Origin of the sequence: Bacillus cereus group sp. MYBK108-1 (genome assembly GCF_051917185.1) — a bacterium.
Lineage (GTDB): Bacteria > Bacillota > Bacilli > Bacillales > Bacillaceae_G > Bacillus_A > Bacillus_A cereus.
This window is the reverse complement of the sequence record NZ_JBQAHZ010000013.1, coordinates 13,220-39,133: the sequence shown is the minus strand read 5'-3', so window position 1 is coordinate 39,133 and position 25,914 is coordinate 13,220. Positions and strand designations below refer to the sequence as shown.

Sequence of the window (25,914 nt, the reverse complement as noted above, 5' to 3'; positions counted from 1 at the left end):
AATATCTCTTATTGGTACTATCCTCTTATATCATTCTTCTTGGTATTCTTTAGCTAAGTGAGAGGGGTATGATGAAATAGGAGGACCAATCTTAAAGAAGGATAAACTAGTTTTTGAAATCGGTATACAGTTCTTTAATAAATATAGTTTTTGCAATATGTCTTTATCTATTGGATGAAGCATGTAATTTGTCATTATGAAATAATTGTGATGATAGATAAATACTTTTCCTTCGGGTAGAATCGTGTAATGAGATAAATTCGGATAAATAGGTGGTCCATCTGAAAATTTATCTAAACTACTTTGTGAAACTTTAATAATTTCTTGATTTGAAAATTTTAATTTCCGAAATGCTATGGTGTTAATGAATGGACGTTTTTGATTATTTTCTATATAAAATAATTCTTCTTTTTCGTTTTGCACAACCCGTAGATTTGGGATTGATTCAGTAAGGGTTATGGGAGGACCTTCAGTATATTTGTAGATAAAGGGATCAGGGATTGAGACAATTTCATTTTGATTATATTTGAAGTAGGAAAGCATTTCTTTCGATATAAGCCTACGTTTATAGTTATCAATTAAAAATACTTCACCTTGTGAATTGCTAAACAAAATACCATTTAAATCTTTGGAAGGGAGGTTAGCATATAAATTTTGGAAGGAAAATGGTGTTTTAAAAGTAATATCGAGCACTTTGTTAATGGGATAAAAAGGCTGGAATGTATTTAGGCGTTTCCAAAACATCGCATCTCCAACAAACCAATATAAAGGATTTGTATCCCAATATTCACAGTATTTTTCATAAACCTTTAATAATATTCTTCTAGTATGCATAACTGAACAGTGATCCACAACATTTGCAGCTGTATATAAAATTTTTGAAGCTTCTCTTACATATTCATGAATAGCTTGTAGATTATAATCAACATATTTTACGTATTGAGAAGAGTACACTATATCTATTTCAGGTTGTTTTTCTAAGAAAGATATCATTTCAGCTAATCTGTTTGGAACGTACATAGTATCGTCCGTTAAATAGCAAATATACTCCCCACGTGTTAATGGAAGTGCCTTATTGATGAGAGTTGCATATCTTGTGGTTTTATATCTCTCATTATCTTGTATAAAACTATTTTCATAATAAATTCGAGGGTCATCTAAATAATTTTTTATAATATTTATAGTTTCTGGACAAGAGTTATCATCCATAATAAAAAGTTCCCATTCTTTATAAGTTTGCATTAGGACACTTTCAATAACTTGATTAATTAATGATGGCTTATTATAGCTAGTAAGGATAATTGAAATTAGGGGTTGCAAAATCGTCACCTCTTCTGAGAATATTGAATGTTTTTTCTAGCGAAGTCTAATAGATAATAATAAACCTTTATTGATACATTCTTTTTTGTACATGGATAGTTTATTACCTTTTCATAGATATGGTATGGACTATAGTGGAGTAAAAAGAGATATATAGATAAATATAAACGCTGCTATAGACTTTAATATATATATAAATTTTTTTAAAAATTATCGGAACGGATTGTCCTTTCTGTTTATATAATAACGTAACTGTTTTTGTATTTGGTTATAAGGAGGAGAGGAATATTTGCCTAAAATTTCAGTTATAATGACAAGTTACAATAAGCCTACGTTTGTTGAAAAATCGATATTAAGTGTATTAAACCAAACTTTTCAAGATTTTGAGCTTTTTATCATGGATGATAATTCTAATGAAATGACCCAGAAGGTAATTCAACCATTTATAAATAAGGAAAATATACATTTTTATAAAAGTAATGTGGCCCATATTTCTGAACGGACAAAAAAAGTCAGATATGCCGCTCTAATTAATGAGGCTCTTAAGCATGCGAAGGGGGAGTATATTACTTATATTACTGATGATAATCAATATGAAAAAGAACGACTCAAAAAGATGTCTAGTTATCTTGATGAGAATAAAGATGTTCAAATTATTTATTCTGCATCAAAAACGATTCATCTAGATGAATCAGATTTGCCTATTAAAACTGTTGAAAGAGCTGCCAAAAAAATTACTAATAATGCTCCATGTACAATTGATCATTGTTCTATTATGCATAGAGCCTCTGTTTTACCGATTCTTGAAAAAAGGTGGAATTCTTACTGGGATGAAGATCCTCAATTTTATCGTATAGGAGATGCACGCTTTTTTTGGAGATTAAATCATTATTGGGATTTTCATCCTTTAGATGAAATTTTAGATATCAATTATATTACTTCACATTCAATACATGCGCAGTTATTTGCAGAAGAAAAAAATGAATTTGTACAATTATTACCACTACAAAGAACATGTAAAGAATTAAGAGAAGACTTAAGAAGAAAAAGAGGATGAAATGTTGAGTGGTATCTATTTGGAAATTACTAGGCGATAAATCCGGAATATATAAATGTTTTTTCTGAGCTAAACCATTATAATATCCGTTTGCCATTACTGAGTAATTTTTATCAATATTTAGACGATGATGTAAAAAATAATATGAAAGTAAATAATTTTTATAAACAACTGTCCATTGAGCTAATAGAAGAAACGCAGTTGTAGTTAGAGTTTGAAAAAATATCTTTATTTCAACCAAAGATAACTCCTTAAACAACCTTATATTTTCGTTTTCAATGAGCAACCTGTACCAAAAATTTAAAACAGCATCGTATGTTTTGCTATTCAAAAAGCTAATTTTTCTCCCACCTATTTGTTGGTGCAATAGCACTACATACAAATTGAGAAGGGAGTTTTCTTGACTAAAAATTATTTCAATCAGAGGAGGTATGCATTTATATGTTTTTTAAAGATAAAAACATTTTAATTATTGGTGGAACAGGAACAATTGGAAAGAGCATTCTTTCTAATATTCTAGAAGAAAAGCCAAAAGTTGTAAGGGTTTTTAGTAGAAGTGAATATAATCAATTTTTATTACAAGAAGAATTCAGGGGAAAAAATCGAAATATTCGCTATTTAATCGGGGATATTCGCAATTATGATCGATTATTTAGTGCGATGGAAAATATTGATTATGTGTTCCATGTGGCAGCGATGAAGCATGTTTCTTTTTGTGAATATAATCCGTTTGAAGCTGTTTTGACCAATATTTTTGGAACACAAAATGTAATAAAAGCGGCAATTGCTCAGAAAGTAAAAAAGGTAGTTTTTACAAGTTCTGATAAAGCGATTTCACCAACAAATAATTACGGTGCAACAAAATTGACTGCTGAAAGATTGATTACGTCAGCGGAATATTCAAAAGGTTCAAGTGAAACGATATTCGCAAGTGTTCGTTTTGGAAATGTTATGGGGTCAAGAGGTTCTGTTATTCCCTTATTTGAAAAACAAATTAAAGAAAACCAAAAAATAACTGTAACGGATCTTAGTATGAGTAGATTTATGATGACACTGCCCCAAGCAACTATGTTAACAATTGAAGCAATGAAAATAGCAAAGGGTGGTGAAACTTTTATATTAAAAATGCCAGTTATTTCATTAAACGATTTAAGTGAAGTGATGATAGAAGAAGTTACAAAGTTATATGGATTGCCCAAGGAGAATATTAAAATTGAAGAAATTGGGTTAAAACCTGGTGAAAAAATGTATGAAGAACTTATGACACATGATGAATCTTTACAGGCTTTTGAATTACCAGATATGTTTATTATTCCTAGCCCATTAAAAAAGGGTGCTCAATATGAAAATGCAAAAAGGGCGAAGGCAGGGTTTTACCGTTCTGATAATCAAAATGCGATTTCAAAAGAAGAGCTTAGAAATTTAATATTAAACCAGAAACTATTAACAGGAGGGGAGAAACTATGAAAATATTAGTAACTGGTGGTGCAGGTTTTATTGGTAGGTGGGTTGTAAAGAGATTATTGCAGGATAAGCATGAAGTATGGATATTAGACAACTTAGCAAATTCAACTACTGCAAATATTACCGAGTTTGCACACGATCTAAATTTAAAACAATGCATTCAAGGAGATATTAAAGATAAAAAATTAGTTGCTCAATTATTTGAAAATAATTCATTTGACCTTTGTTATCATTTAGCAGCGAGTATTAATGTTCAAGATAGTATAGACGATGCTAGAACAACTTTTGAAAATGATACAGTAGGTACTTTTAATTTGTTAGAACAATGTCATAAGCATAATGTCAAAATGGTCTTTATGAGTACGTGTATGGTATACGATAAAGCTACTAATATACAAGGAATATCAGAATTAGACCCGATTAAACCAGCTTCTCCATATGCTGGATCAAAAATTGCTGCTGAAAACATGGTTTTATCTTACTATTATGCTTACAAGCTGCCAGTTGTGGTTATTCGTCCATTTAATACGTATGGCCCATTCCAGAAAACTGGTGGTGAAGGTGGGGTTGTTGCTATTTTTATAAATAATAAATTAGATAATGTACCACTAAATATTTATGGAGATGGAAAACAAACGAGAGATCTTTTATATGTTGAAGATTGTGCGGATTTTGTGGTGGCGGCAGGATACTCTTCAAAAGCAAATGGTCATATTATTAACGCAGGAACAGGACAAGATATATCCATTAATAAATTAGCAGAATTGATTTCAGGAAATAAAGTAAGTATTCAACATGTAACTCATATCCATCCACAAAGTGAAATTCAAAAATTATTATGTAACTATGAAAAAGCAAAAACATTATTGAGTTGGAAACCAAAAGTTTCTTTAGAAGATGGAGTTATTAAAACAGAAGAGTGGATTAAATCTTTAAAAAGTAACCCTAAGGAGAAAGAATAATGGTAAGGGAAATTCTCGGTATACATGGAGGAAAGCCTGTTAGAGAAACAAATTTGCCATATGGTCAACAACAAATTGATGAACATGACATTCAGGCGGTTGTAGATGTATTAAAAGGGGATTTTTTAACGACAGGGCCAACGATTCAACAGTTTGAGGAGGCTATAGCGAAATATGTGGGAGCAAAATACGCTGTTTCTTTTTCAAATGGTACAGCTGCTCTGCATGCTGCTTGCTATGCAGCTGGCATAACTGAGGGAGATGAGGTAATTACAACTCCAATGACATTTGTAGCAAGTGCAAATTGTATTTTATACCAGGGTGGAAAGCCAGTATTCGCAGATATTGACAATGAAACATATAACATTAGTCCTAAATCTATAGAGGAAAAGATTACAAACAAAACAAAAGCTATCATTCCCGTACATTTTACTGGGCAGCCTGTAGAGTTAGAGGCAATAAAGAAAATCGCAAAAGAAAATAATTTGATTATCATTGAAGATGCAGCCCACGCATTAGGAGCCACATATAAAAATAAAAAGATTGGTTCTATTGGTGATATGACAATGTTTAGTTTCCATCCGGTGAAACATATTACTACCGGAGAGGGCGGAGTAATTACTACAAATAATCCACTGTTTTATGAAAAACTTGTTCAATTCCGTACGCATGGAATTGAAAGGAATTCTCAAAAACTTCTTGAAAATCATGGGCCTTGGTATTATGAAATGCAATTCTTAGGTTACAACTACAGATTAACGGATATACAAGCTGCTCTTGGCTTATCACAGTTAAATAAATTAGACTCTTTTATTAAGATTAGAAAGAAATATGTAGACATCTATAATAAAGAATTTAGTTGTCTATCTGAAATCATCATACCAAAGCAATCGCCTCAGACCGAATCAAGTTGGCACCTTTATATTATTCGTTTAAATACTAAATTATTAAAGGGCAATCGAAAAGAAATTTACGAGGCATTACAAAGAGAAAATATCGGTGTGAATGTGCACTATATACCCGTACATTTACAACCGTTTTATCAAAAATTAGGTTATGAAAAAGGTATTTGTCCACAAGCAGAAAATGTATATGAGGAAATTATTACACTGCCTCTATTTCCGAAAATGACAGAAGCTGATGTATGGGATGTAATAAAAGCGGTGAGAAAAGTTCTTTCGTTTTATAGAGTTGCTAAACATTAAATGAAAGGGGTGTTATTAAGATTGCAAAATCAAAAATTATTAAGAGCTGTTACAAAAATTGATATTAAAAAAGGAGAGATTATTACAGCTAATAAAATAGCTATGGAACTAGATGTTGTTGAAAATGCACTGAACCAGCTTGAAGCAGAGGAATTATTACCTCAGATAGCTTTATATAATTTGTCTGCAGGTACCCCATTATCAAAAGAGGTTATTGAACCTCCAAAAGTAGTAATAATTGTACTTTGCCGGTTAAAATCTACTAGGTTACCTTTAAAGGCATTATTACCAATACACGGAATTCCTTCCATTGAAAGATGTCTTATAAATACATTAGCTATTCCAGGAAAACATCAGGTCATACTTGCTACTTCAGATATAGCACAAGATGATCCTTTGGGAAAATTTGATTTAGACGGGAAGGTTAAAATTTTCAGAGGTGATCCAGAAAATACTGCTGATCGCATATTCCAAGCTGCCAAACAAGAAAATGCAAATATTGTAATGCGGATTACAGGAGATTGCCCAGTTGTGTCACCAGAAATCAATACTTTTTTACTAGATGAACATTTGAAAAGCGGTGCAGATTATACACAGGCAGAGTTAAGTACGTTACCTGTTGGAACAGCAGGTGATATTTTTACATTAGAGGCAATCGAACGATTGCTACAAACCCAAAAAACTTTAACCTATGCAGAATACCTTCCGTTGTATTTTGTGAATAATCCCCATTTATTCCAAGTCAATATAGTAAAACTCCCTCCTCCATTTCGTTACCCTACTTGGAGGCTAACATTAGATGAACAACCAGATTTAGATATGTTCAATGAACTTTATAAAAGTCTGAATGTAAAATCTAAACCTTTATTTTTTCATCAAATAAAAGATTACATCCTAGGAAATCCTGAACTTGTTCAAATCAATAGTCATGTGGAACTGAAATATATAAATCAAAAATCGTTAGTAGATGAGTTAAATAGAGAAACAAAATTATAAATTAATAAATTGTAGCGCTTTTAGTGAGGAGGGAGTAACTTGCTTGAGAAAAAAATTGTCTTTCGCGCCGACGCATCTATTGAAATAGGGACCGGCCATATTATGCGTTGTTTAACACTTGCCCATGAGTTACGGAATAAAGGTGCTCAGATTTATTTCATTTGCCGTAAGCTGCAAGGTGATCTGCAGCAATATATTTTAAATAAGGGATTTCATGTGTTTTTATTAGATGCAGATGGTGAAAATACGAATTTCTCAAGTACAGTACACGGGAGTTATTTGAATTGGCTAAAATATCATTGGTTTGTTGATGTACAACAGACCAATGATATTTTGTCGCAACTTCCCAAGTTTGATTGGTTAATTGTTGATCATTATGGATTAGATAATAAGTGGGAGACTGCTTTAAGAAAAACTGTAAGAAAGATTATGGTAATTGATGATCTTGCAAATCGAATGCATGACTGTGATTTATTACTAGACCAAAATTTATATGATAACCTTAATGGTCGCTATAAAGATTTATTACCAGAGCAATCATTAGTGAAATTAGGACCTAAATATGCCATATTACGACCAGAGTTTCATGCTGCTAAAAAATTTTCAAGAAAAAGAACAGGTGAGATTGAACGCATCTTTATATTTTTTGGGGGGCATGATGCAACGAATGAAACATTAAAAACATTAAGAGCTATACAAAATATAAGTAGCGATACTTTAAAAGTAGATGTAGTAGTAGGAAGTCAAAATCCCCATAAAGAAGAGGTTGAATCTTATTGCAGGAGTATTTCTAATGCCTCGTTCTATTGTCAAATAGAGAATATGGAAGAGTTTATCGTACGAGCGGATTTAGGGATAGGAGCTGGTGGCACAACCACATGGGAACGCTGCTTTCTTGGATTACCTTCTATAACAATTACAACTGCTCCAAATCAAATTGAAGTAACCCAGGCTGTGTCGAAAGCTGGAGCTACATGGAATATTGGTACAGCTGAAAGTGTTTCGGATGAAACGATTACGAAATGTCTAAGGAAGCTTTTATCAAATTCTAAAATAGTGAAAGAAATGTCTAATAAGGCTCTTTCTATACAGTGTGCCAGTAATTCAGATGAAATAGCAAAAATTATTTTAGGAGGATAGCATGTTAGATATAGGGGATTTTCAATTGAAAAGTTTAGAAAAGAAAGATTTAGAACTTATTTTAAAGTGGAGGAATACAAAAGAAATACGTACGGTTATGTATGAAAATCATGAAATTACAATAGACGAACATTTAAAATGGTATAAAAAACTAGAAATGGATGATACAAAGATTGCAAGATTATTAATATATAAAGAAAAACCAATTGGATTTGTTAATTTTACAAAAATAGACAAAATGAATCGGACTTGTTATTGGGGATTTTATATAGGTGACAAACAAAGCGTAAGGCGTGCTGGAACTGTATTAGGTTTATTAGCATTAGATTTTATTTTTGAAACAAAAGGCATACAAAAAGTGTGTGCAGAAATATTAGAATTAAATCGTATTAGTTTAAACTTTCATCAGAAACTTGGGTTCGTAGAAAATGGAAGATATGTGAACCATATTTGCAAGGGTAATGAATATATCGATGTCATTAAAATGACACTGTTTTATGAGCAATGGATGGAAAGGAAAAAAGCTATAAAAAAAGAACTTGAAGGTGAAAAACATGAGTAATGTATATATCGGCGGTAGAGAGATTGGCAATAACTCGCCACCATTTATTATTGCAGAAATGTCAGGGAATCATAATCAATCATTAGGTAGAGCATTGCAAATTGTAGAAGCAGCTGCAGAGGCTGGAGCACAGGGATTTAAAATTCAAACATATACACCTGATACAATGACTTTAAATATAGAAAATGGTGATTTTTTAATTCAGGATACGAACAGCTTATGGAAAGGTAAATCACTTTATCATTTATATAAAGAAGCATATACACCATGGGAGTGGCATAAACCAATTTTTGATCGCTGTACAGAATTAGGAATGATACCATTTAGTACGCCATTTGATGAAACTGCTGTAGATTTTCTAGAGTCATTAAATGTTTCTTGTTATAAAATCGCATCTTTTGAAAATACTGATATTCCCCTCATACGTAAAGTAGCCGCAACAGGAAAACCAATAATTATTTCGACAGGTATGGCTTCAGTTGCTGAATTAGATGAAACAGTAAGGGCTGCAAGAGAAGAGGGATGTAAAGAATTAATTCTATTAAAATGTACAAGTACGTATCCTGCATCACCAAAATCTACAAACATAACTACCATACCTCATATGAAGGAGTTATTTAAATGTGAAATAGGTTTATCTGATCATACACTTGGAGTAGGGGTATCTGTAGCAAGTGTTGCTTTGGGGGCCACAGTAATTGAGAAACATTTAACACTCTCGAGGTCTGACGGAGGTGTAGACGCTGAATTTTCAATGGAACCTGCTGAATTTAAATTATTAGTAAGTGAAACTGAAAAAGCATGGGAATCTTTAGGTAATGTATATTATGGACCAACTAATTTAGAAAAAGACTCTTTAAAGTTTAGAAGGTCATTATATGTTGTAGAAGACATAAAAGTGGGAGAAGTATTCACGAATGAAAATATTAAAGCTATCAGACCAGGTAATGGTTTATTGCCAAAACACTTATCCAAAATTCTCGGAAAGAAAGCGAGTAAGGATATCAAAAAAGGAACACCTATTTCATGGGATTTAATTTGATAGAGTATACTGAAATACTAATAAAAATTCATTTCAAGTATATAGTAGCAAACAAGTTAGCTTACGCTAACCGACATGCACCTCCTACCTATTTGTTAGTGCTAGCACACCTTCAGGAAAAGTAAGGAGGGAGTCTTCTGACGGGAAAAGATAAATTAAAATGCCTTTTCATAAAATTGAAAAGGCATTTTAATTTATTCAGAATGATTATAAAAGAAAAGAAATTTTTAATTTAATAAATCAATTAAGTTGTGATCGTAATATAGTCGTTATAAAATTGATTCTCTCATGAAAAGTATGTTGTGTAATAACTTTTGTGTGAATTTTTTCGATCATTAATCCTTTTGAAATCGTATCATTCAAATGAAGAGATATCTTATTTAAACAATCATTAAAGCTGTTATAGGATATAATTTCATCTTTATTGAAGAAAGATGAAAGATCAGATTTTTCTTCTATAATTTGAAAGCCTTGGCAAGCGGCGATATCAAATGTACGATTATTAATGGTATTACTTTTTACTCTATTTTTATTTTTATTCTGTGGAAACATATAACTACGATGAGGATTTAATATGAGACTAGCGTTATTATAATAGAACGCAACTTCTTGAGGTGGAATCCATTCTTCTATAATCTTAATTCTTCGGTGATTTTTCCATTTTTTAATTAACTTATTTCTCCAATGTTGACCAATAACAGTATAGTGATAAGGAGTTTTTTCCAAAAGAAACTGTATTAATTTTACTCGGGTTGGATAAGGGTATCCAATGAACAATACTTCACTTTTATATTTTGAATTTTTTAGACCAGGTTTAAATACATCTATATTAGTTGCTAATGGTAAGTGATATACATTGGTATATCCTAAACTTGTGTAATATTTAAGTGCTTCACTATCGATAGTAAATATAAAATCAAAGTTATTTAATAGAAGAAGAGAAGTGTCTATATAAAATGGGTCCTCAGTTAACCAGACAGCTAATTTAATGTTCCTTTTTTTAAAATATTGAATGGCTATTTGTGGTAGATGATTACCTAATAAGGTGAAAACAATATCAGGATGAAACGTTGTTGTAATGAAATCTAATTGCTCTATTAATTCACTCGGCTGTACTGCTAACCATTCGAAATTTTGATTGATAAGTGTTCTCTGTATGCTTTGATCTAGATATTGATAGATTTTTGAGTAACCAGAAGTAATGTATAAGAGTTTCATATTTCAATCCCTGCTTTAGGTATAAAATATATTATGAGCTAAACGTAACACTTTCTATTTCTTTACAACTGATCTTAGTAATACTTATAGTAGGAGGAGTAAGTGAATTTTCCTCTTCTAATGTGACGATACAAGTATTAGGGTTAAAATTTGTAAAAATAGCAGGTCCAATAATATTTCCAGATTTACCAGTCACAGTAACGACTTCGCCTGGTTGTAAATTTTTAAAAATACTACATACTCCACCTGAACAACGAAATAAATTACATAAGAACAAATTTGTCCCTCCTTTAAACAATATACTGTATCATATGAAAGTATGTAGAAGGATGTGTAGACAAGTAACCCTTAGAAGGGGAAAAAATTAAATTAAAGAAAATTATTGAAGTGATAGATAAAATAGAATAGAATAATACATTTGTGATTATTCTGATTAGATTTTTTCATAAAAAAGACATTCATTAGAATGTCTTTTTTATAGATTGAACTAGAACCATTTAAATCATCTTAAGGTGTGGTTAAAGTAACGCTTTCTATATCTTCACAACTTATGAATATAGTATTGGTTGAAGAGGGGGTCAGCACATCTTCTTCTACCAATACCACCGCACAAAGATTTGGAAAGAACAGTGAAAAAGTAGCAGGTCCAATAATTTGACCTGATCTAGTAGTAACTGTAACAACTGTACCTGTTGGCCATGAAGAGAATAAAAAACAAGCTAAACCTTTACAATTTGCCATATTAAATCCTCCTAACTCTAATTTCAAATAATGTAGTAAATTCCAAACATCCTATAGTGTATGTGGTAGCAGTATAAAGTGCTTGGATATTCGTTCATGATCAACAGGATTACTGTGAAATACTACTATATACACTTTTAAAAGATAAAAATGGTAAGGAGGTTTATGAAGGAGATATTGTATGATTTAGTAATCAGTTATTCAAAGTTCCAAATGATATGGATCGGAATTATGGGGTGGGAGATAACGAGTATATCGAGCTATGCTATATGGTATTTGATTAGGATGAGATAGAAGGCTTAAGTTTTCGGTAGCATTTATGGGAATCCAGAGTAACTAGAAAACTAAATAAAATTCTTATTTGCACGACACGTTTCCTTATAAGTGTGCAAACACGAAATAGGAGGGTTATTAATTTGATGACAACAACTGTTTGACTGAAGGTAGGAATGGAAAACGCCAGGTTGAGCTTAAACTACTTATCTAGTACTCCTACATGCAAGGCATGATAATAGTCACAAATTGTATGAAGCTAGGTGAAGTTAGCTGAACAAAACCTAAGTGAGAAATCATATGGTAATGGATAGGTCGGGATGCTACAAAATATCTATGGTGAGAATGTACGGCTCTAAAGGATTAATACATTAGAAATGTGTATGTCGTTGATGACGATGTTATCTACCGAAAAGTAAGAGTAAATGATATGAAATTCGGAACATCTAACGATGAGGATGTAAAGATAACAGGCTTACAGCAAGCACCTAAGGATATATGTATAGCTAAGTCAATCGGAACGTGGTAAGCAAGAAAATGTCACCAAAGCCTACTAGCAGACAGGTGCATATACGGTTCTAACGAACCGAAATTGATTTGTTCTTGTGAAGGTGGGGACACAGTATCAACGAAGCATGTAACAAATGTGGAGGGATAGTCCCTAGTCTTATTCGTTGAAAACTAAATCAACTATATGTAACTCACAGGATCGAGTAAGATGATGGGACTTTTCGAAAGAAAAGGGAATGAATACATCGGTGAGTACAACATTGTTTGTAATCTAGTTGCTTTAGTATAAAAGGATAAGATGGGACGCTGTATGCAATGAAAGTCGCACGTACAGTGTTAAGCCGGGGAAAAGATGGAGATAACTTCAAAGTTATATATCGCAACGATATCTAAATTGTATATGTAGAAAGGAGCACCTAATTAAAGTGCTCCTTAGGAGATTGATTATAAATGTCTGTTCATTAACTATTATTATGTTTATTTTATCGAATGGTGAAAAACTTGGACAAAAACTTCATTTTGCACAACAAAGCAGCTAGTTAATAAAACTAACTGCTCGTTGTACAAAAGAAACGCTACGCTTACAGAAATAATTTGTAACTTTAAGTTACAGAAATAGTATCAACAGGGTTAAAAATATTATTCGGAAATGAAAGATAGCTAAACAAAAAATTTATTTTAAAGCTGCACTTCGGTGATGGCTTTTGTGTTATTTATATAAGAGGATAATTATGGTTTTTGTAGAATAAATAAGTCGGGAGAGGTTGGTTAATAGTACTATATATGGATATAAAAATATTTGAAATGCGTGAAAAACGATTAGCAGAACTATTAGGTGCAAAGGTACTATGGGAATCTATAAGTGCTGTTACAGAGGAGATTGAAAAACAAGAACTAGAGTTCACACCAGGTTTATTAGAAAATCTATTCATTCATGTGAAAGAAACTATTCAAATTCAAATTATGAATCAACGCATAACAAAAGCCCCTGTAAAAGCAGAGGCTTTTGTTATAAATAAAGATACATTATTTATGGAAGCATATGTAGAATTAATCATTCATAATTTTATTATTTCTGAATTAGCTGTAGAGCTTTCAGCTGTTCTAAAAGAATTAAATTGTTTTGTTCAATCATCTTTGCCACAGCTTCAAAGTGAGCTTGATTCTCAAGAACCTCAATCTACTTCTCTTTAGGAAGTGATTGAAGTATTTCTTTTATTTCTTTTATTTCTTTTATTTCTTTACACTCGTATATGTTATTCTCTGAGTCTTCAATTAATTTATTGCGTCGATTGGTGTATTCAAGTGCACCTAAAGTCGCTAATGCGCGAGGATCTAATCCTAGAATTTCCATGTATTCCTCTCCTTTCCTCTACAATAATTCGATAGGGGAAAGGAGATTCCTTTAATGATTTGGTATAATTTTTAAGAATCTATATAATATGATGTTGATTAGTGGAATGTTATGTAGCAGGGATGCAATAGAATTAGATCTAAAAGAACTTCTAAAAAAGATGAGGAGAAAGGGAAATCCATTAATTCTCACTCTTTTTCTTAAATGCCCTACATATGAAACGTTTGTTTCCTTTTATCAAGAATTTTACATTGGATTCTTTGAGGAAGATTAGGTAAATATATGGTATGGAATATGAATAGATAAACGAAGCGGAAGGGAAGTGTAACCGTCAGAATTATAGGGAATATTAAGGGGGATGAAGTAATGTGTTTTAAAATGTTTAAGAGTGAGAGACTATGTATCACTCGTTACTTAAAAAGTAAAAGATTAGACATTAAAATAGAGAGAGGTGTCTAAGTTACTTGTATAGATGAAATAATTGAGCGTATGAAATTAAAACATTATGAAATATAAGGGCGATCTTTAGATAGGCTAAGCAGAGAAATATGGCATGCTGAGAAAGTAGCTAGTAAATTTGAGGAAGTTAAATTGTGAAAGGTCACACTTATGTTAACTTAGATGTCTATCACTAACTTATTCTGTATAAAAAACTAGCTGCACAAAAGTACAGCTAGTTTTCTTCACAAATTTATATAGCTTCAATGACAAATTGAGATTGAGGTATATATAATAATTGAGCTGTTAAGGAAGTTGTTGTATTAGCAAATGGGTATGCTCCCTTATAAAGAAAATTACTATACACTATTTCATTCATTTCATAGGTCGTACACAGTTTTTTTAGGATTTTTTGAGAAATTTTATTTGTACAAGCAGCAATAAAATCAAAATCTCTTTTACTTATTTCTTGAATGGCATGTGAAAGCAGGGTAGTGACTATACCACTTCCCATCCAATCGGGATGACAAGCGCCCATATCTAGATAGACCAATTTTTCTTTATCTAAATGAGAAAACTCAATAGATTCTGTCTCTAATGTATCTAAAAGTTGAAAAATAGGTTCCATTTGTGGGCATAGTTCATTCGCTTTATCTGCATCTATTAGTGGCTGGGTTACTTTTTTTGTTAAAAGAACCCCAACAATTTGAAAGTTTTCTATTGCTACAAATGACATAGCTTGAGATACAGCTTGTTTCATCATTTCTTCGCACATTTTGTGAAAAGGAGCAAAAGGAATTTGTAAACTGCTTACAAGAGGTTCATTATTCACAAAAGAATGTGCAAGTAAATGTGCTGCATCTTTCACGTGGTGTGTATCAAGTAGCTCTATATTCATATGTTTTTCCTCTTTCCTGATATAGTGAATAGTAATTAAAAGGATTAAAAATTTTATTTCATTTAGTTAAGTTTAACTATTAAAGCGCTAACAAATATGGTTATGAAACATATGAATGAATCTGTTTAGTAGCAATCGAAATATGTTCATAAAGAAATGCTACGATTTCATCTATACATTCAATAGTTGTATATGGAGAGATAGAAAAGAATTTTAATGTAGAAATCGGATTTCTATCACATCTATTTATTACATCTACTTCACAAGAACGAGTTGTATCGCCAAAAAATACTTGATCACGATTTTTTCCTAGGTAATTAAATAGTTCTATATTTAATCGATTTGTATCCTCAATCTCTTCTTTTGTTGCAAGACCTATTCTTTCTTTTTCCCAATTTTCGTGGCCATCTCCATTCATATAGAAACGAAAAGTTGTAATTGGTCCATATGTAAAATCATTTGTGATTGCGACTTGAGGTAGGGCCTTGCGTAACTTCTCTCTAAATAATAGATTTACACGAATATAATTTGCTAATAATTTTTGGTATCCTTCAATTCCAAAGGCTAATAGATTGATATACATTGGAATAGCACTACCAGCTCGTGAACATTCTAATGTATAACCTGTATGATAACTCCCATATGATCTATTACCAAGATAAGGTGTATCATCTTGTTCAATGTCCATCAGTTGTAAATCAGTATGATTTTTTACGATTAAAATACTTGAAGCATAAGGTGTTTGTCCTAATTTATGAAAATCAAAACATACACTATCAGCAAGTGCCATGTATTGCATTTTATCTTGTACGTATAGTAAAGCATTTTTTAAGTTCGGTTCAAATGAAAGTGGATTTTCTTCGAAATTATAATTATTAAAGAAACTATAGAATCCACCCATTGCAGAATCCGCATGGATATAAATAGGTTTTAATTTATATTTTTTTTGTATTGCTTCAGCGCTCTCTTTAATTTTTTTTATATCATCAATGGTAAAAGTATCTGTTGACCCCATAGTAGCTAGAATATAAAGGGGGATACCGCCATTATTAATAACTTGTATCATTTTGGCCTCTAAATCATCTATATCCATAGAATTTGAATAAGGATCAGTTTTCACTTTAATTAGGTGATTTGATCCAATGCCAGTTGCTTCAGCTGATTTTAATAAACTATAGTGTGCATTTTCAGAAGCAAAGCAATATACATTTTGTGGAGCACCATATTCTTTTGCTGATGGGAATTGTTTAGAAATTGCTAAGCGTAAGCTCGAAAACACGCATCCTTGTCCACCCCATGTTGTATAGCCACCGCTATTATGCGGATTATAACCAATCAGTTTTGAAAGCATAGATACAACTTTTACTTCTGCTTCAGCTGCTCCCGGACCATATACATCCCAAACACCATTACCATTTAGAAGGGCCATGGTCATTAGACCTAATATTGAAGGTATACTTGGTAGTGGTACCGCGTTAGACAAGTAATACTTATTTGGATAAGGATGACCATTCATAAATTGGTTTAGCTCTTCTATAACCTCAGACATAGTGATTCCATCTAGTGGTATATGACTTTGTTGAATTAAGCTATTGTAGTATCCTTCTGATTTTTCCTCACATTTACCTAAAGTAGCTCGCTCTTCATTTTTTAATCGGTCAAGATTTTTAATTATTTTCTGCATAGATTCTAATAAAAGGTGTTGTTTTTCTTCATTTCCATCAACGCTCGGAAATAGTTTTAAAATATCTTGCATGCAGTCACTTCTCCTTGTGAAAATCTGGATTTTTATTTTACTTAGTTAAACAAAAGAGTATAATAATTTTGTAATTATCCTTTCGGATATTTAGAAATGAGGAGCTATTTAGAAAAAAATGTAATTCCATAGAAGATTATATTAACTATGGAATTTAAAGTAAAGAAAATTTTTTGATTTATTTTAAAAAAAATAATTTTGGGATAATGAAGTTTCTAAAAATATTTCTGAATTAATTGTTTATTTGATTTGCATGTTGCCCTAGTATGTATTCAACTAGTGTAGTAGATATTTTAATCTAATGTAGAACGTATTATAAGGTAATTGAATACAAGGGATTAAGACCAACATAAACTGTAGATATTGTTGGGGGAAACATAAAAAAATTAAGGTGAAATTGCTAAAAAGATGTTCTAGTGAAGAAAAAGTAGTATGGATTTGTTAGTTAAATCAGCATAATTTTTATGGAAGAATAATGGGTTTGTTCACGTTCAAGATGGTAATGATACAATAAGAATAGATTCACCAGATAAAGTAACAAAATATAATCATGTACATTTATAAGATGAAACAAAAATCCATTAGATGTAAATAGGAGTAATGTGGATGCTAAAAGTTCAGATGCTCATATTCCATATAAAAAGTAAGAATTGAGGTCGAAAATGAACGTACAGAGAAAACAAGCAGAATTTGAAAAGTTACACTATTGTGATGCATGGGTTACTAAATTAGTATGTGACTATTTTGGTGATGAGGTACACCTAACTTATAAGGTTGAAAATGACGAAGTAGATTTTCGATTTAGCAGTTGCTATAGAATAAATTTCAAACACAGTATGGGATATGTAAAAGAAAAACCAATAAAAACATTTACATATGAACAGTTACCGTATTTTCTTCATGATATTGAAATTGGTGAAGTAGAAAAAGAGGGCTTAAAATTATATACCTGTAATATAATTATGCCTCCTATGAAATTAGAAATATGGTGTAAGGAAATACAAATTGAAAGATAAGTATTTGCACGAGAAAAAAAGCCGGGTAAATTCTATATTGTTGTAAAATAATTAAATGGAACTTAGTTAAACATAAAACCGTGGAAATATTTAATTTTTACGGTTTATATTATCTCAATTTGATTTTCTTTCATATTGTTTCTTTCTACTTCAATCCATTTCTGTCCCTCTGCAATATTATGAATCTCTTTTTAATAGCTATCTATGCTTGTTATTATCAAGCAGTTGATGTAGGAAGGACAGGTGAAATTGTTGAATTTTAAGTTTAAAGATAAAAATAAATAAGGAGAATATGTTATGAAAGTAACTTGTTTATATAATACCGGTAATGACCTATCTAAGATTACAGAGGAAACATTTAATTTAACCATTGAAAAAGAGTATATTGTTTATGGTATATGCAAATTACAAAGTGGTGAATTAACATATTTAATCTTAGGAGAACGTGAAAATATGCCATCATGGTATCCAGCAGAATTATTTAAAATATCCGATGCGTTACAACCTATAGAATGGTATTGTGCAGAACACAGACATGTCAAAGGTACAACTATAGATTATATATGGGGATATAAAGAGTTAGCCTTGGATGATACACATGCTCTTGGTTTAATAGAAAGAGAGAATAAAGATATGGAACTATTTTTAAAGCGTAAAGCTGAAATTGATGAATTTGAAGAATTGTAATAGTAAATGAATGAATTGATTAACTTATAAAAAGCGTAGAAATTAAATATTTCTACGCTTTTTTGTACATAACATTTAAATAAATAGCTTTTTTTGAAAAAGTTAAAAGATGTTATTTATGTTGGTGCGAATAGCTATTACAATGTAATTTATATAAAAAAAGTAGCTGCAAGTGCAACTACTTTTTTCACAAAGCATTATTATTTCAAAAACATTCTTAACGTAAACTTGCGCTTAATGGTATTTGAGAATAAACTGTGAAATTGTTACCATAAGTACCGTGTCTTGAAAATGAGGAAGAAATTGAACCGTTCCAGCTTTTGTAGGTAGCCCCAGATATATCTGTTCTTAGAAGTACATTTGAAAAGCTAGCTTGGCTAAAGGAGTTACGTCCAGTATCTTCAACCCCCTGAACCATTTTTACTGGTTCATATTGAGAAAATGAGCCATATACAGGCTGATTTGCATATCTAGGGTTTCCATTTACATACATAGTAACCGTACCATTTCCGTTATTAACTATTTTCAGGTTTACTCGATCACCATCTTTAATTGACGCATCATACTGTGTGTTCCAATACTTACTGTTTTGACCAGATTCATTATATCCTGAATTTAGAAATACTTTATATCCACTTGGTGTTTTAGAAATACCACCTTCAACTTTAGATGCTCCAATACCTAAATACCAATTCACATACCCATCTTTAACAACAACTGATTTTGGTAGATTTATATCCGCTGCAATCCCAGTATAGGTACTATTTGTAACACTTTTTACAGCACCTTCTGTAGCTGCAAAACTAGTAGTTGAAAACATTGATAGAGAAATTAGAAGTGAACCAACTAGATACATCATTTTTTTCTTACTTTTTCTTAATACTTGATTCATTTTAGATCCCCCCATATTTTAAATTATTAAATTGTAGGGAAAGTTGGCCAACTAACTACAACTTACAAACTAAAGATATATCAGGTTTCATTTAATGTATATATTTTCCTGTTATAAGTCATCGAAATGTCAAATGAATTTGATTTTTCATATTTATCAATATAGGTGGAGTTGACAGATTAAAGTGGTATGTCTATTTAAATGTAAGCAGATTTTGTTAAAAATACTATTAAAACCTATAAATATGTTGTGGATAATATGTATTACGGTTCATTTAGGAGAAAAAAATATGGAATGAATATAGTGGGATTTTTCAAAGAGTATATCTGAAATATTTAGAAATAGATTAAAAACAAAGAAAATAAATGAATAGTTTTTTATAAGGAATTCATTGAAATAGTCCGTAGATGAAGGGGAATATATGATTTATAAGACATGGATTTCCTATATAAAAGAAGAAAGGGGATCCAGCTATGGGAATTACAAATACAAAATCAAAGTTAGATAATGCAGCTATTGAAGGGGCTATAGAGGCATTAAAAGGTGAAAATGAATGTTTACGTATGGAAATAGATTATTTAAAAAAGTTAAAGGTTTTAGTTGAAAAAGAGAAGGAATTCCAGAACAAGACAAAGCAAAAGTAATTTATCTTATGAAATTTGAAAGTATGGAACATATTAAGATAGTATTAGATAATTATCTAAGTCATTACAATCGCAAAAGAATCAAAGTACAGTTAAAAGGAATGAGTCCAGTACAATACCGGACTCACATTCAGATGGTCGCTTAATTTTTGTTTAACTCTTTGGGGCCAGTTCATCATAGGTGATTGAATAATGTTGGCTTGCTAAGCTTAGTGATTGTTATTCTTTAACTGATCTTAAATTACGTTAGTTTAAGTATTGAGAGTAAAAGAATAGGAATAGAAAAATTAATGTTTTGCTAAATAATCTATTAAAGAAACTTAAAGGAATAACAAGTTCTCCTATTGTAAGGATTTTAAGTTTATCCTTATTTAGTCCTTTTATTAATTCTTTTAATGTTTGGAAGTTTATTTTATTAACGAAAGACCAACTTGGCACAGCTTTTGTATCTGAACCTATTTTGAAAACGATATGAATACTATGTGCATGAAAACCGCTTATTATTAAAATAAGCATAAATCCTAAAATAATGAACCAAGTCATTTTTCAACACCTCCTTTGAGTATCTAATATTAAGATATTAAAACTGTTGAGGAAGTGTGCTGTTGTCCATGAAAAATATTGAGAAATTGTTGAGGAAACGTTGAGAATGTTGAAATGCTATTGATTGTAACGGAGTTAATAATGCTTGTCATATTATATGTGTGAAAAAAGGAAATAGGAAAGAGAACAGTTGCGTAGACTGTTCTCTTAAGGAGCGGAAGTGCTGAACATTTTCAATGACAATGATTCAAGCCTTCCGTTAATAGTATGTGCATATATTTATAATTTATACAAGAAAGGCAGCTATAAAAAATAGCCGCCTTGCCTCAGGGAGAATTCAAGAAAATTAGAGATTCATTATGGATACAGATTGGCTGTTACCAATTTATTTATATTATTAGCAGGGGTTCAATAAATTATTCATAAGTTAAGATCTTACTTCATCGTAAGGGGAGTGACATGCAAAGTAAAAAGAGGGCTTTTTAAAAGTGCTCTTTTTACGATGTGTATTAGGACTTGAAAGAGGCATCAGTGAAATTTAGAAGGAGATATCTCTATACAACATATGGGGATACTATGGAAGGGTGACGATAAAAAATAAAAAGAGCAGTTAGAATGAACTAACTGCTCAGCTCCAGGGGAATTGGAGACTTGTTTTTTCTAATATTAACAAACTTACGGTGTATAATACGAAAATAGATATAGTGGGTTAATTTGGGTTACCAGAGTTATCAATATTAGTAGGGTGGTATCCTTATAGCGATAGGAATTAGTGTTATATAGAAAAACTAGGTGTTCAGAGCATCTAAATAGGATACTTTTTTATTTTTTCATAGAAAAAGGAACCCAGAAGGGTTCCTTTTCTTATTCCGATCTATCTTAAGCGCATATAAGATAATGTTATTTTACATCTTAATATTAGGAATTACAATAATTGATTAGAAATTATTGTGAGTTGGTGTAAATGGTAGAAAGAACCATGAACGTTCCTGCATTTTCTGATTATAATGAGCCTTGCATATGGACATCAGATGTCTAATAAACAAATCGGTGAAATATTTCTACCGGTGTATCATCAAGATTGATTAGCTCGTAAATATGAAGCACTACACTAAAAGATAGAAATACTTACAAATTTTAAAAGAATTCCTTTCGTGTACCAAGAAGCAAAATATATTTATGATAAAATATAGAAAAAGATGATTAAGAAGGGACAATTAAAGTGAAACCAACAATTTATGATGTTGCGGAAAAAGCAGGTGTATCAATAGCGACTGTATCTAAGGTAATTAATCAAACTGGGCGTATTAGTGAAAAAACAATAAACAAAGTAAATCAGGTAATGGATGAATTAGATTACCAGCCAAGTAGTGTAGCAGCAGCGTTAACAGGTAAAAAAACATATACAATTGGGGTACTTGTCCCAGATATCTCAAATCCTTTTTTTGCTGAAGTAGCAAGAGCTTTTGAAAATAGTGCACGAGAATCAGGGTATACACTCATTTTATGTAGTACAGACCATCAAACAAAACGTGAGCATGAATACATTGATTTATTATTTAAAAAGCAAGTAGATGGCATTATTATTGCGACGGAGCTAAATGATTATAAACTTGTAAAAAAAATCGTAAATCGAGATTTGCCACTTGTACTATTCACTGTAGATCATCCTTCTATCACGACTCACGTGGTGACAACTGATGATATGAGGGGAGGCTATCTAGCTGGGAATTATCTGACGCAGAAAGGCCATGCATCTTTAACGATTATGATGGAGAAGGATCGAAAAAGTAGCTTAGGAAGACTGAATGGTTTCAAACAAGCTCTTACGGATGCAGGGATTTTGTTAGATGATGATGCTATCATTAGTTGCTATTCGACAGTGGAAGATAGCAAACGTGCAAGTAAAGAGTTACTTAATTTACCTAACAGACCTACAGCGGTTTTTGCTTGTACAGATTTGATTGCTATATGCCTATTGAATGAAGCAAGAAAACAAGGGCTTTCGATTCCAGAAGATTTATCAATTATCGGATTTGATAATACAATCTATGCTGAGATTGCAGATCCTGGGTTAACGACGATTGAACAGCCAATTACACAAATGGCAGCTTGTACATTTGAACAACTCTTAAAAACGATGGAAATGAAGGAACATGCTAAGCAAAAAATTACTATTATTCCTCAATTAGTAGAGCGATCATCAGTAAAGGATATTACATGTTAGCATTTTCGATATCCTACTTGAATATAATAAAAAGAAGGTCATCATAACCATATACAGCTATGATGACCTTCTTTTATATTTAGGAGTTATACAGAGAATTGTTCACCGCTTTTCGTATTTAAATCCTGCTCCATCTCATTTTCCTTTGGAATAGTAAGGAAATGAGTTAAAAATGCACCAAAGAAGTACAAACCAGCAAAGATCCACATCACGCCGCCAACACCTAAAGGACCGATGAAGGCAGTTACCACTAATGGTCCAACGAATGCTGATAATCCTGAACCTAAATTTAAGACAGACATTGCAGCTCCTTTATTTTCAGGAGATAAAGATGGGACTAATGCTGTAAGAGGTACATAACCAGCAAGTGTTGCTCCATAGCAACAGGCAACAAATAATATTGCCCAATAATTATGTCCTACCATTTGTGGTACATAATAGAGTGCAAGAGTTACAATACCGCAACCAACTCCTCCGAACCATTTAATTGTATTTACCCAACCAAACTTGTCTCCAACAATACCAAAAATAATATTAAACACCATATTTACAAAGAATAGAGTACCCCAAATTTGAAGCCATTCAGTCATCGTAAAATTATATTTCATCATATAGGTAGGTAGGAAAACAACAAATCCAAACTGAGCGGCCGAGTTTATAATTTTTACAATACCGCCTATACCAACTTTAGGATTTTCAAATGCGATAGTAATGCCTTTTAATAATTCACTGGATTTGTTAGCGCTTACGGTTTGTGCTTTAAATTTGTCTTTGTTTACAACGATTGAGAATAATCCCCCTACGACAACAAAAATTAAAGCGCTCCATAAAGTAGCGATTTCTCCAATTTTAGGAACCATATAGCTAGAATAAAATGCTCCTATAACACTAAGCCCTAGCTGGAATACGAACCAGAACCAGCCAACTGCTCTTGAAAGCATTTGTTGAGGTGTACTGTAAGATACCCAAACTAGGAAAGAATAAGCAAATAAGGGATAACCAAACCCGCGTAGGGCATAGCAAATTAATATTACGGGATAATTCATATGTTGAATTCCTATACCTATGAATCCGATTGAACCTAAAATGAATGATACTAAACCAAACGTCATGACTTTTCTTGGTCCCCACATTTGTACAAATACCCCAGAAAACCAAGAAGAAGCAGATACAGTAATTCCGTAAATAGTAAACAGGAAAGCAGCGTGTTCTAGCGTTAGTCCTTTTTCAACGAGATAAGGGGATAACCATCCCTGTTCTAACCCGTCCCCAATCATAAAAACAATAATCCCTATGTATCCCCAAGTTAAATTAGAAGGGATCCCAATCTTGTCCATAAATGTTTTGTTTGAACTAATAGCGTTCATTCTCCCACCACCGATAAGTTATTTTTTGGTTAAGCGCTTAATTCTTTTTGATAAAAAAAGTATACGCTTACATTATGAGAGCGTCAATTAAATTTTTTGACAATTTACAACTTTCTTTCATAGAAACATTCTATTTACATATTGGAGAATAAAATAATGGCGAGTATGAAAAGAAAGAAAGGCCTTATAGACGGGGGAGTACTATTTCAAAGGCTTGGTTTTCATTGTTATATCAGTATTTTAAAAGAATATATTTGTAGCTTTTTAGAGTATATATTTCTAGTTATTAATTTTTCTTTTTATGTAATACGTATATGGAGGGAATTTAAAATTCGGATGATAAGGTAAGTATTCAAAAAAATAAAAATGTTTTCAATTTAGAAACAAGTGTGTATAATGAAGAAAAATAGGGAAAGCGCTTAACTTATTTGATACGCTAAACCCTATAGACTTTCATTTCGTTTCTTAAATTTTAATATAGAGGGAGAAATCATATGAACGTTTTAAAGATTGGTATTATTGGTGCTGGACGAATTGGGAAATTACATGTTGATAATTTGCAGCTTATGCCACAAGTAAAAATTAAAGCGGTTTCAGATGTAGTAATTAGTCATCTAGAAAAGTGGGCTCAAGATAAAGGGATTTCCACTCTGACTACAAACTATCAGGATTTATTAGCAGATTCAGAAATTGATGCTGTCTTTATTTGTTCACCAACAAATACACATGCGCAAATTATTAAAGAAGCAGCACTTGCGAAAAAACATATTTTCTGCGAAAAGCCTGTTAGTTTCTCAGTAGAAGAAACATTAGAAGCATTAGAAGTGGTGAAAGAACAGGGAGTATCTCTTCAAGTAGGTTTTAATCGTCGTTTTGATCCTAACTTCAGGAAAGTTTATGACCTTATTCAACAAGGCGAAGTGGGACAACCACATATTTTAAAAATTACGTCACGCGATCCACAACCGCCAAGTATAGAATATGTTCGCTCTTCAGGCGGATTGTTTATGGATATGATGATTCATGATTTTGATATGGCTCGTTATGTGATGAATAGTGAAGTAGTTGAAGTATTTGCATATGGAACAACATTAATTGATCCATCCATTCAGGAAGTAAATGATGTTGATACTGCAATTGTCACATTAAAATTTGCGAATGGAGCTTTAGGGGTAATTGATAATAGCCGCCAAGCTGTTTATGGATATGACCAGCGTGTGGAAGTGTTTGGTGAAAAAGGCGCGGTTGCTGCGGATAATTGCTGCCCGACTACAGTTCAAGTGTCAAAAACAGAAGGTGTTGTAAAAGATAAGCCGCTGTATTTCTTCTTAGAGCGCTACACGCAAGCTTACATTGAGGAAGTAACACAATTTACAAAGTCAATTATAGAAGGACAGGCTGTTATTTGCAGTGGTAATGATGGATTACAAGCAGAGCGAATTGCGAAGGCTGCGAAGGAATCCTTACTAACAGGAAAACCTGTACAAATTGAACATAAACAGCCTGCATTAAATCAATAAAGAGAGCGCTTACTTCTAGATATATAAAGAGTAATGAATAGTAGGTTTAAAAAATATGAACCTTATCATTCATTCATAAAGT

26 protein-coding genes and 1 pseudogene are annotated in these 25,914 nt (G+C 31.8%); 17 read left to right on the top strand and 10 right to left on the bottom strand.

From position 1 onward, the window contains the following. Positions 1-30: 30 nt before the first annotated feature. On the bottom strand, positions 31-1,320 hold the full coding sequence (locus ACTFSL_RS18085) for a glycosyltransferase family 2 protein (RefSeq protein WP_088338140.1): 1,290 nt from the start codon (positions 1,318-1,320) through the stop codon (positions 31-33). Positions 1,321-1,609: 289 nt separating this feature from the next. Between ACTFSL_RS18085 and ACTFSL_RS18080 the strand changes: the two genes are divergently transcribed. The 9 genes and pseudogenes from ACTFSL_RS18080 (at position 1,610) to pseI (ending at position 9,748) form a co-directional block, all read left to right on the top strand. Continuing rightward, positions 1,610-2,377, top strand: a complete 768-nt coding sequence (locus ACTFSL_RS18080) for a glycosyltransferase family 2 protein (protein ID WP_088338141.1) — start codon at positions 1,610-1,612, stop codon at positions 2,375-2,377. A gap of 36 nt (positions 2,378-2,413) precedes the next feature. Then, positions 2,414-2,581 (top strand): annotated as a pseudogene (locus tag ACTFSL_RS18075) (CDP-glycerol glycerophosphotransferase family protein); the annotation flags it as partial. Between the two features lie 237 nt (positions 2,582-2,818). Next, entirely contained in the window at positions 2,819-3,844 is a 1,026-nt protein-coding gene (locus ACTFSL_RS18070) for an SDR family NAD(P)-dependent oxidoreductase (RefSeq protein ID WP_088338142.1), read from the top strand. After that, on the top strand, positions 3,841-4,803 hold the full coding sequence (locus ACTFSL_RS18065) for a dTDP-glucose 4,6-dehydratase (protein ID WP_088338143.1): 963 nt from the start codon (positions 3,841-3,843) through the stop codon (positions 4,801-4,803). The genes ACTFSL_RS18070 and ACTFSL_RS18065 overlap by 4 nt, the downstream gene beginning before the upstream one ends. Continuing rightward, on the top strand, positions 4,803-6,008 hold the full coding sequence (gene pseC, locus ACTFSL_RS18060; protein WP_088338144.1) for a UDP-4-amino-4,6-dideoxy-N-acetyl-beta-L-altrosamine transaminase: 1,206 nt from the start codon (positions 4,803-4,805) through the stop codon (positions 6,006-6,008). Before ACTFSL_RS18065 ends, pseC begins: the two co-directional genes overlap by 1 nt. Further along, on the top strand, positions 6,009-7,004 hold the full coding sequence (locus tag ACTFSL_RS18055; protein WP_088338145.1) for a cytidylyltransferase domain-containing protein: 996 nt from the start codon (positions 6,009-6,011) through the stop codon (positions 7,002-7,004). It begins immediately after the preceding gene. Positions 7,005-7,043: 39 nt separating this feature from the next. After that, positions 7,044-8,144 (top strand): UDP-2,4-diacetamido-2,4,6-trideoxy-beta-L-altropyranose hydrolase, encoded by a 1,101-nt coding sequence (gene pseG, locus ACTFSL_RS18050; RefSeq protein WP_088338146.1) that lies wholly within the window; start codon positions 7,044-7,046, stop codon positions 8,142-8,144. A 1-nt stretch (position 8,145) separates the two neighbouring features. Further along, a complete protein-coding gene (pseH, locus tag ACTFSL_RS18045) occupies positions 8,146-8,706 on the top strand; it encodes a UDP-4-amino-4,6-dideoxy-N-acetyl-beta-L-altrosamine N-acetyltransferase (RefSeq protein ID WP_088338147.1) in 561 nt (186 codons plus the stop codon). Beyond that, on the top strand, positions 8,699-9,748 hold the full coding sequence (gene pseI, locus ACTFSL_RS18040) for a pseudaminic acid synthase (protein ID WP_088338148.1): 1,050 nt from the start codon (positions 8,699-8,701) through the stop codon (positions 9,746-9,748). The genes pseH and pseI overlap by 8 nt, the downstream gene beginning before the upstream one ends. Before the next feature lie 240 nt (positions 9,749-9,988). On the opposite strand, the gene ACTFSL_RS18035 is transcribed toward pseI, so the two are convergent. From ACTFSL_RS18035 to ACTFSL_RS18025, 3 genes are all read right to left on the bottom strand, one after another. Then, the gene (locus ACTFSL_RS18035; protein ID WP_000772277.1) at positions 9,989-10,966 is read right to left on the bottom strand and encodes a CgeB family protein; all 978 of its coding nucleotides are present in this window, start codon (positions 10,964-10,966) and stop codon (positions 9,989-9,991) included. A 31-nt stretch (positions 10,967-10,997) separates the two neighbouring features. Next, entirely contained in the window at positions 10,998-11,243 is a 246-nt protein-coding gene (locus ACTFSL_RS18030; protein WP_000477974.1) for a hypothetical protein, read from the bottom strand. Positions 11,244-11,473: 230 nt separating this feature from the next. After that, a complete protein-coding gene (locus tag ACTFSL_RS18025; protein ID WP_001262458.1) occupies positions 11,474-11,707 on the bottom strand; it encodes a hypothetical protein in 234 nt (77 codons plus the stop codon). 86 nt (positions 11,708-11,793) lie between these two features. On the opposite strand from ACTFSL_RS18025, the gene ACTFSL_RS18020 reads away from it, so the two are divergent. Next, positions 11,794-11,892: a YopX family protein gene (locus tag ACTFSL_RS18020; protein ID WP_142292797.1), complete on the top strand. Its 99-nt coding sequence runs from the start codon at positions 11,794-11,796 to the stop codon at positions 11,890-11,892. Between the two features lie 1,381 nt (positions 11,893-13,273). Next, positions 13,274-13,684, top strand: coding sequence for a hypothetical protein (locus tag ACTFSL_RS18015; protein ID WP_179205478.1), 411 nt, complete (start codon positions 13,274-13,276; stop codon positions 13,682-13,684). On the opposite strand, the gene ACTFSL_RS18010 is transcribed toward ACTFSL_RS18015, so the two are convergent. The 3 genes from ACTFSL_RS18010 to ACTFSL_RS18000 all read right to left on the bottom strand — a co-directional run bounded on the left by ACTFSL_RS18010 (position 13,671) and on the right by ACTFSL_RS18000 (position 16,936). Next, complete coding sequence (locus tag ACTFSL_RS18010; RefSeq protein ID WP_179205479.1) at positions 13,671-13,844, bottom strand: hypothetical protein; 174 nt, start codon at positions 13,842-13,844, stop codon at positions 13,671-13,673. The two genes, ACTFSL_RS18015 and ACTFSL_RS18010, sit on opposite strands and share 14 nt — an antisense overlap. A gap of 691 nt (positions 13,845-14,535) precedes the next feature. Next, positions 14,536-15,180: a hypothetical protein gene (locus tag ACTFSL_RS18005; protein WP_088338150.1), complete on the bottom strand. Its 645-nt coding sequence runs from the start codon at positions 15,178-15,180 to the stop codon at positions 14,536-14,538. A gap of 100 nt (positions 15,181-15,280) precedes the next feature. Further along, entirely contained in the window at positions 15,281-16,936 is a 1,656-nt protein-coding gene (locus ACTFSL_RS18000; protein ID WP_088338151.1) for a pyridoxal phosphate-dependent decarboxylase family protein, read from the bottom strand. A 662-nt stretch (positions 16,937-17,598) separates the two neighbouring features. On the opposite strand from ACTFSL_RS18000, the gene ACTFSL_RS17995 reads away from it, so the two are divergent. Together ACTFSL_RS17995 and ACTFSL_RS17990 are read left to right on the top strand one after the other, a co-directional pair. Continuing rightward, positions 17,599-17,952, top strand: a complete 354-nt coding sequence (locus ACTFSL_RS17995) for a hypothetical protein (protein WP_088338152.1) — start codon at positions 17,599-17,601, stop codon at positions 17,950-17,952. Positions 17,953-18,249: 297 nt separating this feature from the next. Continuing rightward, on the top strand, positions 18,250-18,639 hold the full coding sequence (locus tag ACTFSL_RS17990) for a hypothetical protein (protein ID WP_088338153.1): 390 nt from the start codon (positions 18,250-18,252) through the stop codon (positions 18,637-18,639). A gap of 217 nt (positions 18,640-18,856) precedes the next feature. Here ACTFSL_RS17990 and ACTFSL_RS17985 read toward each other — a convergent pair whose 3' ends face one another. Continuing rightward, on the bottom strand, positions 18,857-19,531 hold the full coding sequence (locus tag ACTFSL_RS17985; protein WP_088338154.1) for a hypothetical protein: 675 nt from the start codon (positions 19,529-19,531) through the stop codon (positions 18,857-18,859). A gap of 473 nt (positions 19,532-20,004) precedes the next feature. Between ACTFSL_RS17985 and ACTFSL_RS17980 the strand changes: the two genes are divergently transcribed. Together ACTFSL_RS17980 and ACTFSL_RS17975 are read left to right on the top strand one after the other, a co-directional pair. Then, positions 20,005-20,175: a hypothetical protein gene (locus tag ACTFSL_RS17980; protein WP_167754534.1), complete on the top strand. Its 171-nt coding sequence runs from the start codon at positions 20,005-20,007 to the stop codon at positions 20,173-20,175. An 8-nt stretch (positions 20,176-20,183) separates the two neighbouring features. After that, complete coding sequence (locus ACTFSL_RS17975) at positions 20,184-20,321, top strand: IS3 family transposase (protein ID WP_088338155.1); 138 nt, start codon at positions 20,184-20,186, stop codon at positions 20,319-20,321. Positions 20,322-20,421: 100 nt separating this feature from the next. Here ACTFSL_RS17975 and ACTFSL_RS17970 read toward each other — a convergent pair whose 3' ends face one another. Then, entirely contained in the window at positions 20,422-20,718 is a 297-nt protein-coding gene (locus ACTFSL_RS17970; RefSeq protein WP_050844914.1) for a hypothetical protein, read from the bottom strand. 1,222 nt (positions 20,719-21,940) lie between these two features. On the opposite strand from ACTFSL_RS17970, the gene ACTFSL_RS17965 reads away from it, so the two are divergent. Further along, positions 21,941-22,945: a LacI family DNA-binding transcriptional regulator gene (locus tag ACTFSL_RS17965; RefSeq protein ID WP_088338156.1), complete on the top strand. Its 1,005-nt coding sequence runs from the start codon at positions 21,941-21,943 to the stop codon at positions 22,943-22,945. 86 nt (positions 22,946-23,031) lie between these two features. Here ACTFSL_RS17965 and ACTFSL_RS17960 read toward each other — a convergent pair whose 3' ends face one another. Beyond that, positions 23,032-24,312: an MFS transporter gene (locus ACTFSL_RS17960; protein WP_088338157.1), complete on the bottom strand. Its 1,281-nt coding sequence runs from the start codon at positions 24,310-24,312 to the stop codon at positions 23,032-23,034. Positions 24,313-24,806: 494 nt separating this feature from the next. Here ACTFSL_RS17960 and iolG point away from each other — a divergent pair, with 494 nt between their 5' ends. Beyond that, positions 24,807-25,832: an inositol 2-dehydrogenase gene (gene iolG, locus ACTFSL_RS17955; protein ID WP_088338159.1), complete on the top strand. Its 1,026-nt coding sequence runs from the start codon at positions 24,807-24,809 to the stop codon at positions 25,830-25,832. Positions 25,833-25,914: the final 82 nt, after the last annotated feature.

Bases quoted from the DNA above. Each gene is read 5' to 3' on its own strand.
- ACTFSL_RS18010 (WP_179205479.1), bottom strand. From the start codon at position 13,844: ATGGAAATTCTAGGATTAGATCCTCGCGCATTAGCGACTTTAGGTGCA.
- ACTFSL_RS17960 (WP_088338157.1), bottom strand. From the start codon at position 24,312: ATGAACGCTATTAGTTCAAACAAAACATTTATGGACAAGATTGGGATC.
- ACTFSL_RS18005 (WP_088338150.1), bottom strand. From the start codon at position 15,180: ATGAATATAGAGCTACTTGATACACACCACGTGAAAGATGCAGCACAT.
- ACTFSL_RS17990 (WP_088338153.1), top strand. From the start codon at position 18,250: ATGAAAGTAACTTGTTTATATAATACCGGTAATGACCTATCTAAGATT.
- ACTFSL_RS18070 (WP_088338142.1), top strand. From the start codon at position 2,819: ATGTTTTTTAAAGATAAAAACATTTTAATTATTGGTGGAACAGGAACA.
- iolG (WP_088338159.1), top strand. From the start codon at position 24,807: ATGAACGTTTTAAAGATTGGTATTATTGGTGCTGGACGAATTGGGAAA.
- ACTFSL_RS18055 (WP_088338145.1), top strand. From the start codon at position 6,009: ATGAAAGGGGTGTTATTAAGATTGCAAAATCAAAAATTATTAAGAGCT.
- ACTFSL_RS18015 (WP_179205478.1), top strand. From the start codon at position 13,274: ATGGATATAAAAATATTTGAAATGCGTGAAAAACGATTAGCAGAACTA.
- ACTFSL_RS18035 (WP_000772277.1), bottom strand. From the start codon at position 10,966: ATGAAACTCTTATACATTACTTCTGGTTACTCAAAAATCTATCAATAT.
- ACTFSL_RS17995 (WP_088338152.1), top strand. From the start codon at position 17,599: ATGAACGTACAGAGAAAACAAGCAGAATTTGAAAAGTTACACTATTGT.
- ACTFSL_RS18025 (WP_001262458.1), bottom strand. From the start codon at position 11,707: ATGGCAAATTGTAAAGGTTTAGCTTGTTTTTTATTCTCTTCATGGCCA.
- ACTFSL_RS17975 (WP_088338155.1), top strand. From the start codon at position 20,184: ATGAAATTTGAAAGTATGGAACATATTAAGATAGTATTAGATAATTAT.
- ACTFSL_RS18065 (WP_088338143.1), top strand. From the start codon at position 3,841: ATGAAAATATTAGTAACTGGTGGTGCAGGTTTTATTGGTAGGTGGGTT.
- ACTFSL_RS17970 (WP_050844914.1), bottom strand. From the start codon at position 20,718: ATGACTTGGTTCATTATTTTAGGATTTATGCTTATTTTAATAATAAGC.
- pseH (WP_088338147.1), top strand. From the start codon at position 8,146: ATGTTAGATATAGGGGATTTTCAATTGAAAAGTTTAGAAAAGAAAGAT.
- pseC (WP_088338144.1), top strand. From the start codon at position 4,803: ATGGTAAGGGAAATTCTCGGTATACATGGAGGAAAGCCTGTTAGAGAA.
- ACTFSL_RS18000 (WP_088338151.1), bottom strand. From the start codon at position 16,936: ATGCAAGATATTTTAAAACTATTTCCGAGCGTTGATGGAAATGAAGAA.
- pseI (WP_088338148.1), top strand. From the start codon at position 8,699: ATGAGTAATGTATATATCGGCGGTAGAGAGATTGGCAATAACTCGCCA.
- ACTFSL_RS17980 (WP_167754534.1), top strand. From the start codon at position 20,005: ATGGGAATTACAAATACAAAATCAAAGTTAGATAATGCAGCTATTGAA.
- ACTFSL_RS17985 (WP_088338154.1), bottom strand. From the start codon at position 19,531: ATGAATCAAGTATTAAGAAAAAGTAAGAAAAAAATGATGTATCTAGTT.